The sequence below is a fragment of the Actinomycetota bacterium genome (genome assembly GCA_030019255.1).
Taxonomy (GTDB): domain Bacteria; phylum Actinomycetota; class Geothermincolia; order Geothermincolales; family RBG-13-55-18; genus Solincola_A.
In genome coordinates, this window is record JASEFK010000002.1 from 162861 (window position 1) to 177610 (window position 14750).

A 14750-nucleotide genomic window follows, 5' to 3' on the forward strand; every position below is an offset into this window, starting at 1 on the left:
CGCCCGCCCGTCCGGCTCATGAACCGGGTATCCAACGGAGGAAAACCCTTCCATCCGCCTCGGAAAGTCCCGGTTCCACTCCCGGGCACCCCTCCGACCAGGCGCGAAGGAAATCCTCGGCCGCCGAGCCGGACATGAGCACCGGCCTTCCGGCCTCGATGAGGACGGGGAAGATCTCCAGCCGCTCCAGCCGGCCGTCCGCGAAGCGGCAGCCCAGGAAGATGCCCCGCCTCCCCTCCTCGCTCTGGGAGTAGAAGACCAGGTTGCCCAGGGAATAGAAAACCGGGGTTCCCTCCACCACCTCCATCCCCTGCACCACGTGCGGGTGGGAGCCCACCACCAGGTCGGCCCCGCTCCGCGCGCAGATGGAGGCCAGCTCCCGCTGCCGACTGGTGACCCCAGCGGACCCTATCTCCCCCCAATGCATAAAAACCACCACGTGGGGGTACTCCTCGGCCGCCCGCCGCACGGCCTCCTCCACCACCGCGGCCTCCGCGGGAGCCACCCCGGCCCGGTCCTCGCCCGCGGCGTAGGACGCCGGTCCCACGTCGGAGAAGGAAAGGACGGCCACCTCCCCACCCTCCCCGTCCCGGAGCACGGCGGGCTCCAGGGCCGCCCTAAGGGAGGAACCGGCTCCCGCGGTGGCTATTCCCGCCATGCGTAAGACGTTCAGGGCCTCCTCCAGTCCCGGGGAACCGAAATCCATGGCATGGTCGTTCCCCAGGCACACCGCGTCCACCCCCGCCTCGGCCATGGATGGGGCGCAGGAGACGTCACCGCGCATGGGGTAAAAGGGTTGGTCGGAGTTGACCCTGTGGACGGTACCGCAAAGGGGCCCCTCCAGGTTGACGACCGAGAAGCGGTATTCCCGCAGGAGATCCCCCAGGTTCCGCCAAGGATAGTCCGGTCCATAGGCCTCCACCAGCTGGGCCATCTCCAGGGCGAAAGTGACATCCCCGCCCAGCCCCAGCGAAACCTTCCCGGCGGCTTCCGATTTCCCGGACGTCACCGCCTCCTCCCCCGCTGGGGCCGCCGTTTCGGGTCCGTTGGAAGGCGTTCCGCCGTTTCCCGGCGCGGTGGTCACGAACACCAGCACGGAGGAAAGGACGACCAGGAGGGTCAGGGCGGTGAGAAAAGCGGCCTGTCGCCGGGCGAGAGTCCTCCTCAGGCGTCCCTGCAAGAACCTGCTCATCCTTCACTCCCCTCCGCCAGTGCCGAGGCCCGGCGGTGTTTACCCGTCACGGGCCGCCTCATCCGTTCGGCCGGAGGTCGCCTGATACCATCATACCGCGGGTCCCCTTCCCCGACCCGGCCCGCCGCCGCGGGACCCGGCATGGGAGAGCGAGTGCAGCCCGGCACGGGAATCCCCTTTTCCTCTATCCCAGCGAATCCCGGTCCCGCCGAGGGAAGGCCCGGCCCCCGAAATTCACGCTAGGCCGGGGCGTGGATTGAGTCCACCGGGCCCGTCCGTCCTCCAAAGCCAACCTCCACCGCTTCCCTCGCCGTGGCATACCGTTTCCTCCCTCGTTCCGGGCGCACTGAAGCAGCGCAGGCCTCCCCTCATCCGGGTGGGGCAGGTCCCCTCACAGGCGCTCGATGATCATGGCGATGCCCTGGCCCCCGCCGCAACAGAGGGACCCCAGGCCGTACTTTCCGTTCCTCTCCTTGAGGGCGGTCATGAGGGTCACCAGGATGCGCGCTCCCGTGCAGCCCACGGGATGCCCCAGGGCTATGCCGCTCCCGTAGATGTTGGTCTTCTCCATGTCCAGGCCCAGCTCCCGGATGCAGGCCACGGCCTGGGCGGCGAAGGCCTCGTTGAGCTCGATGACGTCGATGTCCTCGAGCTTCAGGCCCGCCTTCTCCAGGGCCTTGGGAATGGCGTATACGGGACCTATTCCCATGATGTCCGGGTCCACGCCCACGTAGCTCCAGGAGATTATACGGGCCAGGGGCTTCACGCCCAGCTCCTCCGCCTTCCTCCCGGACATGACCACCAGGGCGGCGGCGCCGTCGTTTATTCCCGATGCGTTCCCCGCGGTGACCGTCCCTCCCTCCTTGAAGGCCGGCTTGAGGGCGGCCAACTTCTCCAGGGTGGTATCGGGAAGGGGATGCTCGTCGGTGTCGAAGATCACCGTTCCCTTGCGGGTCTTGACCTCCACGGGGACGATCTCCTCCCGGAACTTCCCGGCGGAGATGGCTGCCGCGGCGCGGCGCTGGCTCTCCAGGGCGTAGGCGTCCTGGTCCTCCCGGGAGATGCCGTAGCGCTCGGCCACGTTCTCCGCCGTGAGGCCCATAATCAGCCCGTTATAGGGGTCGGTGAGGATGTCCGTTAGGCCGTCCTTCATCACGCTGTGGCGCATCCTCCGGCCCCAGCGCAGATCGTCGTTATAGAAGGGAATGTTGCTCATGCTCTCCACGCCGCCGGCCACCACCACGCCGGCGTCCCCCAGGCGGATGGCGCGGGCGGCGTCCACCACCGCCTGCATGCCCGACCCGCAGGCCCGCCCCACCATGTTGCAGGGCACGGTATAAGGAATGCCGGCCTTCAAGGATCCCATGCGGGCGGGCATGCACAGTTCATCGTAGCGCACTGCTACCTGCCCGAAGATGACCTCGTCCACCTGATCGGGCTGGATGCCCGCCCGCCTCAGGGCTTCCTCGATGACGATGCGCACCAGCTCGGCGGGCATCACGTCCTTGAGGCTCCCCCCGAAACGGCCGATGGGGGTGCGGCAACCACTGACGATGTAGACCTCCTCCATCTTCCCTCCTTGATTCCCTCTGCGTCACTCCACGAACGGTTCTCCGAAACTTGCCGCGCGGACCCCGACACGAAGGGGTGGGTCAACTTGCCCCTCAAGCTCAACCGGGCGGGGCAGTCCTCCACGGTCTGCGCCGGACGATCCGCAATATTATATAACGGCCGTCGATCTTTTCATGGGAGGAGCTGGAGGCAGGACCCTTATCCATGGCCGGCCGACGCTTGCCCACCCGCACCGGCGTGGTTCTACCATAAAATGGAAGGCCGGCCGAGCGCCGGCCTTCCGGTTACCCCTCCCGTCCGTTCTTCCTTCCCGCCGGGAACTTCCGGGCGGAAATCGGTTTCCCGCGGGCTTACGGCCGCTCCGCGCGCCCGGGAATCATTCCCCGAAGCCGATGGAACAGGTACCCCCGGACATCACCTTCCCGGTCTCCGGGCTGGTGTACACGAAGTACATGGCCCGCTCCACGGCCACGATGCCGCTGCCCTCCACTTTGACCTCCGTGGACACCTCCCGTCCGCTTTCAAGTCCCAGCAGGTCGTTGAGATAAACGGTGGTCCTGGTCTCCCCCTCCGGGGGAACCTCCAGGGGCTCGAGTTCTCTTTCCGGGGTGAAAAAACGGAAGATGGCCATGGTGTCCATCAGTTAACCCACATACAAGGAAGGGTAAGGGTGCGAGGAAGGGGAAGGGATGGAAAAAGAAGGGTCTCATGCTCTTTCGGGTAGCGGAAGAGGGCGGGTTTCACGCCTCTCCGCCTTCGCCTTCCGGCAGTCCTTCCGGTTTAATGTATGGCGGCAAGACGTTCAATTTATACGAGCCCGCGTAGAATCCGCGTGTCCCCCGCTTCCTTCCACCACCAAGGACCGGCGGGCTCAACGGCTCTTGATGAAACGGCTTATGGAACGGTCGTAGGTCCTCTCCACCTCGGGAGGGAAGAAACAGGCGGGAAGCTCCCCGTTGCGGCGGTGGTAGTGGAGGCACTCGCAGCAGTAGCCCTTGCGGGAACAGGGCTCGTAGGTGCAATTACATATTTCCAGGTTGGACTGGTAGTTCCTGCACTCCTCCTTCACTTCTCCTCCTTTCCCTCCAAGGGCCCGTAGATGATGACCGTATCCCCAGGCCGGGAGCCCGTCCTCCGGGCCAGGCTGCCGCCGTTTATCCCCAGGGCCATGACCCCCGAGGAATCCTCGAAAAAGAGGGGGGCTCCCGCCTCCACCTCCCCGAAGGTGGAGGCCAGGGCGAACTCCATCTCCTCCTCTCCTATTCCCACCAGCACCCGGTCCCCCAGCCGGTACCCAAGTTCCTCCACCTGCTCCGGGTAGGCGTTGAGGCGCAGGGATCCGAAGCGGTCGACGTCGATCACCGTGGCGTAGACCGCCCCCTCCCCCACCCGCGCCCTTCCCCAGGGCGCCGGAACCAGGTCCTCCACCTCCATGGCCATCCCCATCTCCGAGGGGTCCACCCCCAGGGAGAGGTGGGCGGCCACTGGGGCGAAGATATCCCGGGCGTGGAAGGTGGGGTGGACGGGATGGCGGAAGAAATCGCGGTTCTCCAAGAAATAGGCCCGGGCGACGCCCCCCAGCCGTTCCGCCGCCGGGATGAGCAGGCCGTTGTCGGGGCCCACCAGGAAGTCCCCCCTCGCACACTGCAAGGCCACGGCCAGGCGCCGCGTGCCCACCCCGGGATCCACCACCGCCAGGTGAACCCCCCGGGGCATGTGGGGAAGGGCGGCGGCTAGGACGAAGGCCCCCTTGCCGATGTCGAAGGGTGGGATATGGTGGCTGATATCCACGATGACCGCTTCCGGGTTGATGGAGAGGATGACTCCCTTGACCACCCCCACCCATTCCTCCGAGGTGCCGAAGTCGCTGGTGAGGGTTATCAGCCCGGTCATGCGCGCCTCCCCGCTCCCCATCTCACGCCCCCATCGTTCAACCGGATCCAAGCACGGTGACCCTTACCCTGCGCCGCCGCGGGCCGTCGAACTCGCACAGGAATATGCCCTGCCAGGTCCCCAGGGCCAGGTCCCCCCCGGCCACCGGCAGGGTGGCCGAGAAGCCCACCAGGCTGGCCTTGATGTGGGCGTCGGCGTTCCCCTCCCGGTGCCGGTACCTCCCCCGGGGCACCAGCCTCTCCAGGTGCTCGAGTATGTCCGCGGCCACGTCCGGGTCGGCGGCCTCGTTTACCGTCACCCCGGCGGTGGTATGGGGTATGTAAACCTGGCACAGGCCCTCCCGGATCCCCGTTCCCCGCACCACCTCCCGCACCCGGGAGGTGATGTCCACGAGCTGGGACCTGGCCCCGGTGCTCACCTCGAAACCCCCGCCCTTCAGGTTCATCCTCACGCCCTCCATGCCTCCTCACCTTCCCGGCCCTCAGCCCATGCTCATGCGCAGGGAGGCCTCCAGGTTGAAGGGCGGGAGGTCCTCGGGGTCGATGACCACGTCCACCACCGCCGGGCCCTCCGCTGCCAGGGCCTCCCTCAGTACCGGCTGGATGTCCGCCACCCGCTCCAGCCTCCATCCCGCCGCGCCGAAGGAACGGGCCAGGGCGGCGAAGTCCGGGTTTCCGTGGCAGGTCCCCAGTATCCTCCCCTGGCACTGTATCCTTTGCCGGATGTTCAGCACCCGGTACATGTGATCGTTCATCACCAGCACCAGGACCTTTATCCCCTCCCGGCAGGCGGTCTCCAGGTCCTGGAGGGTCATCATGAAGTCCCCGTCCCCCAGGATGGCCACCACCTCCCGCTCCGGGCGCACCAGCTTGGCGGCCAGGGCGGCGGGGAAGCCGAAGCCCATGGCCCCGAAGTTCACCGCCGAGAGGTAGGTCAGGGGCTCCAGGCAGGGGAGAAAGGCCATGGGGTAGAGAAGGTGGGTGCCGGCCCCCACGGTGATTATCCTCTCCCGGGGCAAAAGAAGGGAGAGCTCGTGGATGACCCGGGCCCCGGAAAGGGGCTCCCGGTCCGAGTTCCGGGCCTCCTCCACCCTCGCCCTCCACTCCGCGCGCTTTCCTTCCAGGAATTCCCACCACTCCCTCCGTTCCGGAGGCCGGTAATCCCTGACCGCGTCCACGGCCTCCAGGAGAAAATCCCGTACGTCGGCCTCGATGGGCAGTTGTGGCCTCCTCCGGCAATTGAGCATGGCCTCCATGTCGATGTTCACCAGCACCAGTTCCCCGGGGATGGGGAGGGTGTACTCGTAGGAGGTGAGGTCGGAGATGACGCAACCCAGGCCCAGGACGGCATCCGCCTCCGACAGCGCGGCGTCGGCCACGGTGTTCCCTCCCCCGAAGCCCGCCCTTCCCAGGCACAGGGGATGGTCCTCGGGGATGGTCCCCCGCCCGTTCCCGGTGGTGACCACCGGGACCTGGAGAGACTCGGCCAGCCGCACCAGGAGCTCCGAGGACCCGGAATAGGCCACCCCTCCCCCGGAGAGGAGGAGGGGCCGGGAGGCTCCCTTGACGACTTCCAGGGCTTTCCAGACGTCCTCCACGTGCAGGGAAGGCCGGTGCTCGGCGGCGAATCGGAAGCGGGGCGCCTCCACCTTCACCTCCTCCTCCCACACGTCCTCGGGCACCTCGATGAGCACCGGCCCCCTCCCCCCGGAGACGGCCAGGGTGTAAGCGCGGGAAAGGACGGCGGCGGCATGGTCCGCCTCCTCCACCCGGAAGACCCCCCGGCACAGGGAGGAGAATATGGCCGGGTGGTCAGCCTCCAGCATGCCGTCGCTTCCCCGCAACTTCCGCTTCACCGCCCCGCTGAGGACGAGCATGGGACTCCCGTCCTTGTAGGCGTTGGCCGTGGAGATGAGGGCGTTGAGGGTACCCGGGCCGGAATGGGTGAGCACCACGCCGGGTATCCCGGTCAGGCGTCCTTCGGCGTCGGCCATGCTGGCCGCCACTTGTTCATGGCGGCAGGAGACGTAGCGGATGTCCTCTCGGTGGTCGTAGAGCGCGTTCACGAAGGCGAAGTTTGAGGTCCCGATGATCCCGTAGATGCGCCGGACCCCCATGACCTTCAGGCCCTCGATGAGCATCTGGGCGCAGTTCATGGGCCCCTCCTTTCCTCACTCCACGCCGTTGACCACGAAGCGGGGCTTCTCCCCGGAGAGCACCCGGGTGACGTTGTCGATGGTCACCTGGAGCATGCGCACCCGGCTCTCGTTGGTCCCTCCCGCCACGTGGGGGGAGAGGATGACCTTGTCCGACTTCAGCAGGGGATTGTCCGGGTCCACCGGCTCCTGGGCAAAGACGTCCAGGCCCGCGCCGGCCAGCCTTCCCTCGCGCAGGGCTTCGGCCAGGGCCTCCTCGTCCACCACCTCGCCCCGCGCCAGGTTCAGGAGGTAGGCCTCGGGCTTCATGAGGGCCAGCCTCTCCCGGTTGATGAGATGGCGGGTCTCCGGGGTGAGGGGGACATGGAGGGTGACGATGTCCGAGATCCGCAGCAGGTCCTCCAGTTCCGCGTATTCCGCGCCCAGATCCTTCTCCCTCTCGGCCGGGAGGCGCACCAGGTCGTGATAGAGGATGCGGCAACCGAAGGGACGGAGGCGCGCCGCCACCTCCCGGCCTATGTTCCCCATGCCCACGATCCCCACCGTCTTGCCCTGCAGCTCGTACATCCCCAGGGTGAAGATGTCCTGCTGCCCCCACTCCCCCGCGGCGGTTTTATGGTGAAAGTAGAGGACCTTCTTGAGCAGGCAGAGCATGAACATCACGGCGTGTTCGGCTACCCCCACGGCGTTGGCCGCCCCCACGTTGGCCACCGGGATTCCCGCCCTGCGGGTGGCCTCCAGGTCGATGTGCTGGTAACCGATGCTGGGCTGCTGGATGAGGCGACAGCCCCGCGCCGCCTCCGCCACCCGGGCGTCTATGGGCAGGCGGAAGGTGAAGTCCCCGATGATCACGTCCGCGCCCCGCACCGCCTCCTCCAGGCCGGGTCCCGGGTCACCCCGGTAGACCTCCACCGTGACCTCCCGGCCCTCCAGGACACCCGCCAGCATACCCCTCACCGCCTCCTCGGGCAGGGGGGAAAGTACCACTACCCTGGCCATCTCCACCTCCCTTGCTCTCCGGCTCCTCCGCCGCTCACCGGTACGCCGTTGTCTCCTGCCCGGCCGCCGCGAACCCGCCTCCCCCGCCGTTCCGCCCTTCCCCGCCCGTGCCGGAAGCCACGAGAGTATCGGGCGCGTCGAGCCTCGGCCTACTATTGAAGAGGACGCGCCCGCGGACGTCGCGGAGGCCGTCGCGGCCGCCGTCCGCCTACCGTCTACAATGAATGATGCCCACTTCACACCATTATTATCCACGCCGCGGAAGGAAGGCCACCCGTTCCGCGGAGGAAGGACGCGAGGCGGATTCCCGGGGGCCCGCATAACCCGAGACCGCCGGGAACGAACACCATGATGGGGGCATGAAAAGACATGGACCGGCGTTCCGGGCCCCCGCATCGGAAGCGACGCGGCGCGACCTTTGCTACCAAATAATGGTAATTTGGGCGCCGGCGGTTCCGGGCGGGATTTTCTCCGGTGCGCAAGGCGTTCTCGTTCCGGGACGGCCCGGCGCAAGCCACGCGGGAGACCGGCGACCGGGCGCGGACCGTTCCTCCGGGTGAAGGAGAAGGCTCGAGCCGCAGCGCGTGAGAAAGAGGTGATTCGCGATTCCCGGGATGACGCCGCTCTGGCAGGCGGTGGAAAAACCGGAAGGTGAGGTCAGACGATGTCCTTGTAGCGCTCTATCTCCTCGTTGCGCAGGGCGAGCCTCTCCTCGGGGGTGGCCTCCAGGACCTTGCGCAGGGCGTCGGCCAGGATCACCGGGTTGAAGGGCTTGACGATGTAACCATCGGCGCCCATCCGCCAGCCCCGGGCTATGTCCTCCTCCTGGACCTTGGCGGTGAGCACCACCACGGGAAGGTCCCGCAACCGCTCATCCTCCCGGACCAGCTTGAGGATCTCCCAGCCGTCCATCTGGGGCATCATGATGTCCAGGACCAGCAGGTCGGGCCGGTTCTCGCGCATCATGCGCATGGCCGTCTTCCCATCCCAGGCCTCCTCAACCTCGAAGTTCTCCAGCTCCAGGTTGATGCGCACCAGGCGGGTCACCATGGGATCGTCGTCCACCACCAGGACCCGGTAGGCCATTTCCACCCTCCACGTGTCGTTTTACCCCCGATGCCTTAGTTTAAACTTTAAAGACCGCTCCTGACAAACCTCCTACACCGTCTCCAGCGGGCCATTCGTTCCGGTGACCGAGTGCAGCGCCATGGATGAGGGGTCGAACACCGAAGGATCATCCCCATTGTCCCCTTCTCTTGCCCCTCCGGGACGAAAACGCGATCTCTCGGTCCCCTTCATCCCCGAAAGTGCCCCCGGAGACAATAGCTCGCCCAGCAAGGGGTTGACCAAACTGGCTACATAACGCGGGTGCCCGGCCATTTCTCCGCCCACCCCTTCTATGCTTACTTTTCCAAAAGGAAATGGGTTCCCAACGTACGCTGAACGGGTCGGCACCATTATTCCGCATCGACATCGCCGATTCTACATCCGCCAACGAAATTTTTATCGGTCAACCCCCCACCCAACTTCACACCCTTACCCGTGGACCCACCGGTGTTATAAAATCTTCCTGGTTCGACCGGCCGAAAGGGCGCCTTCAAAAAGCCGGCGCTCCGATTCGAGGGAGGGCAGGATGAGCTACGACATCTTCCAACCTGTTCACGAGGATTTCCGCCGCAACCTCCGGGAGTTCGTGGAAAACGAGCTCGCACCGCACGCCGACGAATGGGAGGAAGCGGAGGAGTTCCCCCGCTGGGTTTTCACCCGCATGGGAGAACTTGGTTTTTTGGGCATGTCCTACCCGGAGAAGTACGGCGGGGACGACGACCGCATAGCCGAGGCGGTTTTCCACGAGGAGATAACCCGCTGCGGCTCGGCGGGGGTGGCCGCCGGGCTGGGCGCCCACATCGGCATCGCCATGCCCCAGATAAACCGCTTCGGCACCGACGAGCAGAAGGAGAAGTACCTGGTGCCCGGCATAAAGGGAGAGACCATCGGGGCCCTGGGCATCACCGAACCGGAGGCCGGTTCCGACGTGGCCGGCATCCGCACCTACGCCGTGCGCGACGGCTCGGACTGGATCATCAATGGTTCCAAGACCTTCATCACCAACGGGGTACGCTGCGACTGGGTGGTGGTGGCGGCCAAGACGGACCGGGACAAGGGTTACGCCGGCATCTCCCAGTTCATCGTGGACCGCGGCACCCCCGGCTTCGAGACCTCCAGGAAGATAAAGAAGCTGGGCTGGAAGGCCTCCGACACCGGGGAGCTCTCCTTCATCGACGTCCGCGTGCCTGCCGACGCCCTGCTGGGGGAGGAGAACCGGGGCTTCTACCAGATAATGGCGAATTTCGTCTGGGAGCGCCTGATCATGGCCCTGGGGGCGGTGGCCGGTGCCCAGCTCCTCTTCGACATCGCCCTGCAGTACGCCAAGGAGAGGCAGGCCTTCGGGAGGCCCATCGGGAAGTTCCAGGCCATCTCCCACATGCTGGCGGATATGGCCATGGAGATCGAGCTGGGGCGGGCCTTCACCTACCACGTCCTCAAGCTCTACGTGGAGGGCAAGGAGCCGGTCAGGGAAGTGGCCATGGCCAAGCTCTACACCTGCGACATGGCCTGCCGGGTGGCCGACCGGGCCCTGCAGATCCACGGCGGTTACGGCTACACGGAGGAGTACCCCCTGGCGCGCGCCTACCGCGACATGCGCCTGGGGCCCATCGGCGGGGGCACCGACCAGATCATGCGGGAGATCATCGCCCGCTCCTACGGGCTGTGAACGGCAGCGGGCCCTGCGCGCGAAGCAGAGAATCCCCCGGAGACCGGGCTCACCGCCCGAGTCCCCTCCGGAAGCTCACAGTATTTTCCGGAGGGCGACCTCCAGCTCCTCGGGGCGGCGGGAACCGAAGAGCACCCTCCTCCCGTCGCGCAGCCTGAGCTGCACGCCACGGTTCCCGGAGACGTTGAAGGCCCTTCCTCCCCTCCAGCCCCAGCGTATCCCCCACCCCCCGTACTCCAGGATGGGACGGTAGGTCCTGGCCTCCGCCTCCGCTATCTCCTCCCGGGCCAGGCGATGCCAGCGCCGGTGGAATGGATAGTACCGGTAGTGGAGGCCGTCCTCCCGCACCTCCACCACCAGGCGGGCGGAGAGGAAAAGCCAGGGGAAACCGATGCCCATGAGGAGCCAGGTGAGGACCATCAGCCAGTCGGGGGAGGGCCGGTTCCCCAGGGGCCTGCGCAGCACCACCTGGCGTAGGAAAGCGTACCAGGCGAAACCTGCCGTCCCCAGGACCAAGGCGTATATCCACCACTGGTGGAAACGCTGTTCCTCGCGGAAGATGCACTTCTCACCGGTCGTCGTCTCGCTCATGTCCTTCGCCCTCCGTGTCTCTCGAACCGCTCGACAGGGTAGCGGGTTCCGGTTCCCTTCTCGCTCTCCTTTCACGGTACCATACCAGGGAGAGGAAAATAACGGCGGCCGCCACGCTGGTCACCTGGAAGAAGATGCCTGCCGACGATTCGGCGTGGTAGCGGAAGAACTCGTTGAGGAAGCGCACCACGCCGTAACCCCCCACGGCCAGCAGGAAGAGATCCCAGTCCCCGGCCACGCTTTTCCTTAAGCGCAGGAGGAAGAAGAAGAGGGCCAGGTCCAGGAGAAGCTCGTAGAGCTGGGTGGGATGCACCGCCGTGCTCGACCCCGGGAAGGTCACCGCCCAGGGCAGCCTGGAGGGCTTCCCCCCGCAGCAGCCGTTGAGGAAACATCCCACCCGAGCCACGGCCAGGGAGAGGGGCAGGGTGAGCCCCACGGCGTCGGCCACCTTCCCCGCCGGGAGCCCCATTCTCCTCACCGTCAGCGCGCAGGCGGGAACGGCCAGGGCGAGCCCGCCGTAGAAGACCAGCCCCCGCATGTTGAGGTCGAAGGCGGAAAGCCAATCCGGGGAGAACTCCCTCCAGTGCCCGAGGACGTAAAAGAGGCGCGCCCCCAGAACCCCGCTCACCGCTGCCACCGCCCCCACCGGGTAGATGGCCGACCCGTCCAGCCTCTTGCGCCTCAGCTCCCGCCCGGCGACCAGGACCCCGGCCAGGAAGGCCAGGAAGAGGAAGACCCCGTAGGAATAGACGGGGAAGGACCCAATGTGGAAAAGGACGGGACGCACCCCGGCATCACTCCCTTTTACCCGACTTCCCCTTCGCCGCATCCGCACCGCCCCCTGCCGGCGAGAGCATCGCCGACGGGAGGTGGATCGGCGAAACCGGACGCCCCGGGACCGAGGCCGTTTAAAGTCTAACAGATCCGCCCCCGGTTCACCCGTCGCCACGGCCCGCTTTTACGGCTTGGGGAGAGGCGTGAAGGTCCATGGAATTCCTTTCCATACCCGCGACGCGGCCTCCAGGTGAAAATGCCGACGGGGCGGAAATTCGGTCCAGGAATAGCTTTTCGGAAACCTGGGTAAAATAAAAACGTCAGGGAGGTGGAAGTAATGGAGCGAGGTTCAAGCGGAAGATGGGTGGCCGCTCCCGTGCTGGTCGCCCTGTCCCTGGTCATTCTCCTCTGCGGATGCAGGAAATCGGCACCAGAAGTTGTCGACACCGTCGTTCCGGTCCTCGGCGGACTGAGCGTCGAGGAAGCGAGGACCGTCCTCGACGGGGAGGAGCTGGATATCGGCACCCTGTCGGAAGAATATTCAGACACGGTTCCCCCGGGCCTCATCATCCGCACCCTGCTGCCGGAGGGAGAGAGGGTGGAACGGGGAACCACGGTGGACCTGGTGATCAGCAGGGGTCCTGAACTGGTAACCCTACCCGACCTGCGGGGAAAGCCCGAGGGAGAAGCGCTATCCGTTCTGCAGGGACTGGGGCTGGGGGTCAACCTCCAGCGCGCCTACAACGAGTCCGTCTCCGCCGGGCTGATCTGCGCCTCGGACCCCGCGCCCGGCACCTCCCTCAAGAAAGGGTCCGCGGTCACGCTCATCGTGAGCCTGGGATCGGCCTACGTGACCTGCCCCACCTGCGGGGGAAGGGGGACGGTCACCATCTCGGAGACCTGCCCGGAATGCGGCGGCTCCGGCGTGTGCTACTCGTGAAGGGGCTCCAGCGTGCCGTGCAGCACGTGCGGAGGAACGGGAACCCTGAAGCGGACGTCCACCTGCCCCACCTGCGGGGGTCGGGGCAGAATCCACCGCTGAAGGCCTTCCCGGCGAATGGAGTCCGAATGGGACTGGAGGCCAGGGGTGCGAGGGAACGTGGCCGGAACCTCACCTTGCGTACACCCGCCGCAGGACCCAGGAACCTTACGACCTCGCAAAATTGCTACCCCCGGAGGTTATTGGGGGTGATTATCGGACCTTCAGCGGATACCCGCCGCGCCGTTCTCCTCCGTTTAACCTGACCACCACACAACACTGCTACCTCCGGGGGGTGATTATCGGACCTTCAGCGGATACCCGCCGCGCCGTTCTCCTCCGTTAAATGAAATGTGAGGAGAACATGGCGGGAGGTGCACGGGAGATGAAGGGGTGGAAGACGCTGGCCAAGGGCATCCTCACCGCTTCCCTGGCGGCGCTCCTGCTGCTCGCCCTCCTGGCCCTTCCCGCGAAGGCCGTGGCCGCCGAGGGGGTCAAGGTGAAGGTCTCCATAGCCCCCTGCGTGCGGGTACGCGCTGACGGCACCCTGCAGAGCAACATCCCCGCCGTGACCCAGGAGGAAGGAGGTCTCCTCCTCACCGTGACCGCGAGGTGAGGACCGCCCTCGCGGGAGCTAATATCCTACTTGCGGGTCACCTTCAGGCTCACCCGGAAGCGCCCCCGTAAAAACCTCACCAGGTACCAGGTGCCCGCCGCCGCCAAGAGGATGAAGAGTATCCAGAGGAGGGGCACCACCCAGAAGCTGCCCCCGGCACGCTTCTCGGTGTCGAAGGTGTACATGTCCGGCCCGTACATGATGACCGCCTCCACCCGGAAATATCCCAGGCAGGGCGGCGAGGGCAGGAAGCCGTCGAAATAACGTACCGTGCCCGGGAGGATGGTTATCTCCCCCAGGTCCACGGAACCGGAACCGAAACCTACTCCGGCGCGGTAGGTGAGGTAGGCCTGGAGGGTGAGGTGCACGTTCCCCGTGTTCTCCACCTCCAGGTGGTACTTCATGCTCCGTGCCGGCCATCCCGCCTCTCCCCCCTCGGGGGGCCCCCAAAGGGACAGGAAATCGCTCTCCACGGAGAGGGACCGGATCTCCGCCTCGCGCACGATGTCCCCGGGCACGGTGACCAGGATGAGGGAACCTATGCGGTAGGTGGGCTTGACCCCCAGGCCCGGGGGCGGCTCCGAGGCGTCCTGGAAGAAGAGCACCGCGTAGTGCCCTCCCGGTTCCGCGTCGGGGGGCACCACCAGGGTGAAGGGCTCCTCGTGCTGGGAACGCGGGGGGATGGTCAGGCGGTCGCGCCGCATCTCCAGCCACCGGGAACAGGAATAAGAGTAGTAGCCGGGCTCGTGGAACTCGTAGCTGTTGTCCGGATTGATGAAGAAGTCCATGGGGTAGACCAGGAGCTCCAGGTCCCGTTCGGTGTGGTTTATCAGCGTGATTTGGAAATCTATCCTCTCCCCCGGCTGCACGGTCAATTCCTTCTTCACCGGGGAGACGGTGAGATCGAAATCCTGGGCCTGTGCCTCCCGCGGCCCCAACGGAAGGAGAACGAAGAGCAGGGCCGTGGACAGGACAAGGGCTGTCCGGGCGAGGGGATTGCCGGCCAGGGCCGAAATCCACCTCCTTCCCCCTCCGGTCATTGGCCTTTCCCTTCCCTTATCACCTGAACCGCTCAAGGCCTTCCCTCCTTCGCCTTCCCCCGGGCAAAGCCGGCGTCCTCGCCCACGCCCCCGGGGACCTGGATGTCCCTCCCCCACCGGGAAACATTATGGTGGATAAAGGTGGAGGTGACAAATTCTGGGG

15 protein-coding genes are annotated in these 14750 nt (G+C 66.2%); 3 read left to right on the forward strand and 12 right to left on the reverse strand.

Annotated elements, in window-relative coordinates; genetic code table 11:
- Positions 1-16 precede the first annotated feature (16 nt).
- The 9 genes from QME84_02340 to QME84_02380 all read right to left on the reverse strand — a co-directional run bounded on the left by QME84_02340 (position 17) and on the right by QME84_02380 (position 8897).
- Positions 17-1192, reverse strand: a complete 1176-nt coding sequence (locus QME84_02340; protein MDI6873115.1) for a CapA family protein — start codon at positions 1190-1192, stop codon at positions 17-19.
- Between the two features lie 391 nt (positions 1193-1583).
- Positions 1584-2762 carry a thiolase family protein gene (locus QME84_02345; protein MDI6873116.1) on the reverse strand — a complete coding sequence of 393 codons (1179 nt, stop codon included), beginning with the start codon at positions 2760-2762 and terminating at the stop codon, positions 1584-1586.
- 378 nt (positions 2763-3140) lie between these two features.
- Positions 3141-3404 (reverse strand): hypothetical protein, encoded by a 264-nt coding sequence (locus QME84_02350; GenBank protein ID MDI6873117.1) that lies wholly within the window; start codon positions 3402-3404, stop codon positions 3141-3143.
- A gap of 231 nt (positions 3405-3635) precedes the next feature.
- Positions 3636-3833 (reverse strand): DUF6485 family protein, encoded by a 198-nt coding sequence (locus QME84_02355; protein MDI6873118.1) that lies wholly within the window; start codon positions 3831-3833, stop codon positions 3636-3638.
- Positions 3830-4678, reverse strand: coding sequence for an SAM-dependent chlorinase/fluorinase (locus QME84_02360; GenBank protein ID MDI6873119.1), 849 nt, complete (start codon positions 4676-4678; stop codon positions 3830-3832). The genes QME84_02355 and QME84_02360 overlap by 4 nt, the downstream gene beginning before the upstream one ends.
- A 16-nt stretch (positions 4679-4694) precedes the next feature.
- Positions 4695-5117 carry a secondary thiamine-phosphate synthase enzyme YjbQ gene (locus QME84_02365; protein MDI6873120.1) on the reverse strand — a complete coding sequence of 141 codons (423 nt, stop codon included), beginning with the start codon at positions 5115-5117 and terminating at the stop codon, positions 4695-4697.
- 21 nt (positions 5118-5138) lie between these two features.
- Positions 5139-6812, reverse strand: a complete 1674-nt coding sequence (locus QME84_02370) for a thiamine pyrophosphate-binding protein (protein MDI6873121.1) — start codon at positions 6810-6812, stop codon at positions 5139-5141.
- Between the two features lie 15 nt (positions 6813-6827).
- A complete protein-coding gene (locus QME84_02375; protein MDI6873122.1) occupies positions 6828-7811 on the reverse strand; it encodes a 2-hydroxyacid dehydrogenase in 984 nt (327 codons plus the stop codon).
- Positions 7812-8468: 657 nt separating this feature from the next.
- A complete protein-coding gene (locus QME84_02380; GenBank protein ID MDI6873123.1) occupies positions 8469-8897 on the reverse strand; it encodes a response regulator in 429 nt (142 codons plus the stop codon).
- Between the two features lie 547 nt (positions 8898-9444).
- Between QME84_02380 and QME84_02385 the strand changes: the two genes are divergently transcribed.
- Entirely contained in the window at positions 9445-10587 is a 1143-nt protein-coding gene (locus tag QME84_02385) for an acyl-CoA dehydrogenase family protein (protein ID MDI6873124.1), read from the forward strand.
- Between the two features lie 75 nt (positions 10588-10662).
- Here QME84_02385 and QME84_02390 read toward each other — a convergent pair whose 3' ends face one another.
- Both QME84_02390 and QME84_02395 read right to left on the reverse strand, forming a co-directional pair.
- Entirely contained in the window at positions 10663-11178 is a 516-nt protein-coding gene (locus tag QME84_02390) for a DUF6141 family protein (protein ID MDI6873125.1), read from the reverse strand.
- The gene (locus QME84_02395) at positions 11156-12007 is read right to left on the reverse strand and encodes a prolipoprotein diacylglyceryl transferase (protein ID MDI6873126.1); all 852 of its coding nucleotides are present in this window, start codon (positions 12005-12007) and stop codon (positions 11156-11158) included. Before QME84_02395 ends, QME84_02390 begins: the two co-directional genes overlap by 23 nt.
- A 282-nt stretch (positions 12008-12289) precedes the next feature.
- On the opposite strand from QME84_02395, the gene QME84_02400 reads away from it, so the two are divergent.
- Both QME84_02400 and QME84_02405 read left to right on the forward strand, forming a co-directional pair.
- Positions 12290-12892 carry a PASTA domain-containing protein gene (locus QME84_02400; protein MDI6873127.1) on the forward strand — a complete coding sequence of 201 codons (603 nt, stop codon included), beginning with the start codon at positions 12290-12292 and terminating at the stop codon, positions 12890-12892.
- A gap of 424 nt (positions 12893-13316) precedes the next feature.
- Positions 13317-13547, forward strand: coding sequence for a hypothetical protein (locus QME84_02405; protein ID MDI6873128.1), 231 nt, complete (start codon positions 13317-13319; stop codon positions 13545-13547).
- 26 nt (positions 13548-13573) lie between these two features.
- On the opposite strand, the gene QME84_02410 is transcribed toward QME84_02405, so the two are convergent.
- Positions 13574-14587 carry a hypothetical protein gene (locus QME84_02410; GenBank protein MDI6873129.1) on the reverse strand — a complete coding sequence of 338 codons (1014 nt, stop codon included), beginning with the start codon at positions 14585-14587 and terminating at the stop codon, positions 13574-13576.
- Positions 14588-14750 lie beyond the last annotated feature (163 nt).

Coding starts and splice junctions, on each gene's coding strand:
- QME84_02365 (MDI6873120.1), bottom strand. CDS start 5,117: ATGGAGGGCGTGAGGATGAACCTGAAGGGCGGGGGTTTCGAGGTGAGC.
- QME84_02410 (MDI6873129.1), bottom strand. CDS start 14,587: ATGACCGGAGGGGGAAGGAGGTGGATTTCGGCCCTGGCCGGCAATCCC.
- QME84_02380 (MDI6873123.1), bottom strand. CDS start 8,897: ATGGCCTACCGGGTCCTGGTGGTGGACGACGATCCCATGGTGACCCGC.
- QME84_02400 (MDI6873127.1), top strand. CDS start 12,290: ATGGAGCGAGGTTCAAGCGGAAGATGGGTGGCCGCTCCCGTGCTGGTC.
- QME84_02340 (MDI6873115.1), bottom strand. CDS start 1,192: ATGAGCAGGTTCTTGCAGGGACGCCTGAGGAGGACTCTCGCCCGGCGA.
- QME84_02350 (MDI6873117.1), bottom strand. CDS start 3,404: ATGGACACCATGGCCATCTTCCGTTTTTTCACCCCGGAAAGAGAACTC.
- QME84_02395 (MDI6873126.1), bottom strand. CDS start 12,007: ATGCGGCGAAGGGGAAGTCGGGTAAAAGGGAGTGATGCCGGGGTGCGT.
- QME84_02385 (MDI6873124.1), top strand. CDS start 9,445: ATGAGCTACGACATCTTCCAACCTGTTCACGAGGATTTCCGCCGCAAC.
- QME84_02375 (MDI6873122.1), bottom strand. CDS start 7,811: ATGGCCAGGGTAGTGGTACTTTCCCCCCTGCCCGAGGAGGCGGTGAGG.
- QME84_02405 (MDI6873128.1), top strand. CDS start 13,317: ATGAAGGGGTGGAAGACGCTGGCCAAGGGCATCCTCACCGCTTCCCTG.
- QME84_02360 (MDI6873119.1), bottom strand. CDS start 4,678: ATGGGGAGCGGGGAGGCGCGCATGACCGGGCTGATAACCCTCACCAGC.
- QME84_02345 (MDI6873116.1), bottom strand. CDS start 2,762: ATGGAGGAGGTCTACATCGTCAGTGGTTGCCGCACCCCCATCGGCCGT.
- QME84_02390 (MDI6873125.1), bottom strand. CDS start 11,178: ATGAGCGAGACGACGACCGGTGAGAAGTGCATCTTCCGCGAGGAACAG.
- QME84_02370 (MDI6873121.1), bottom strand. CDS start 6,812: ATGAACTGCGCCCAGATGCTCATCGAGGGCCTGAAGGTCATGGGGGTC.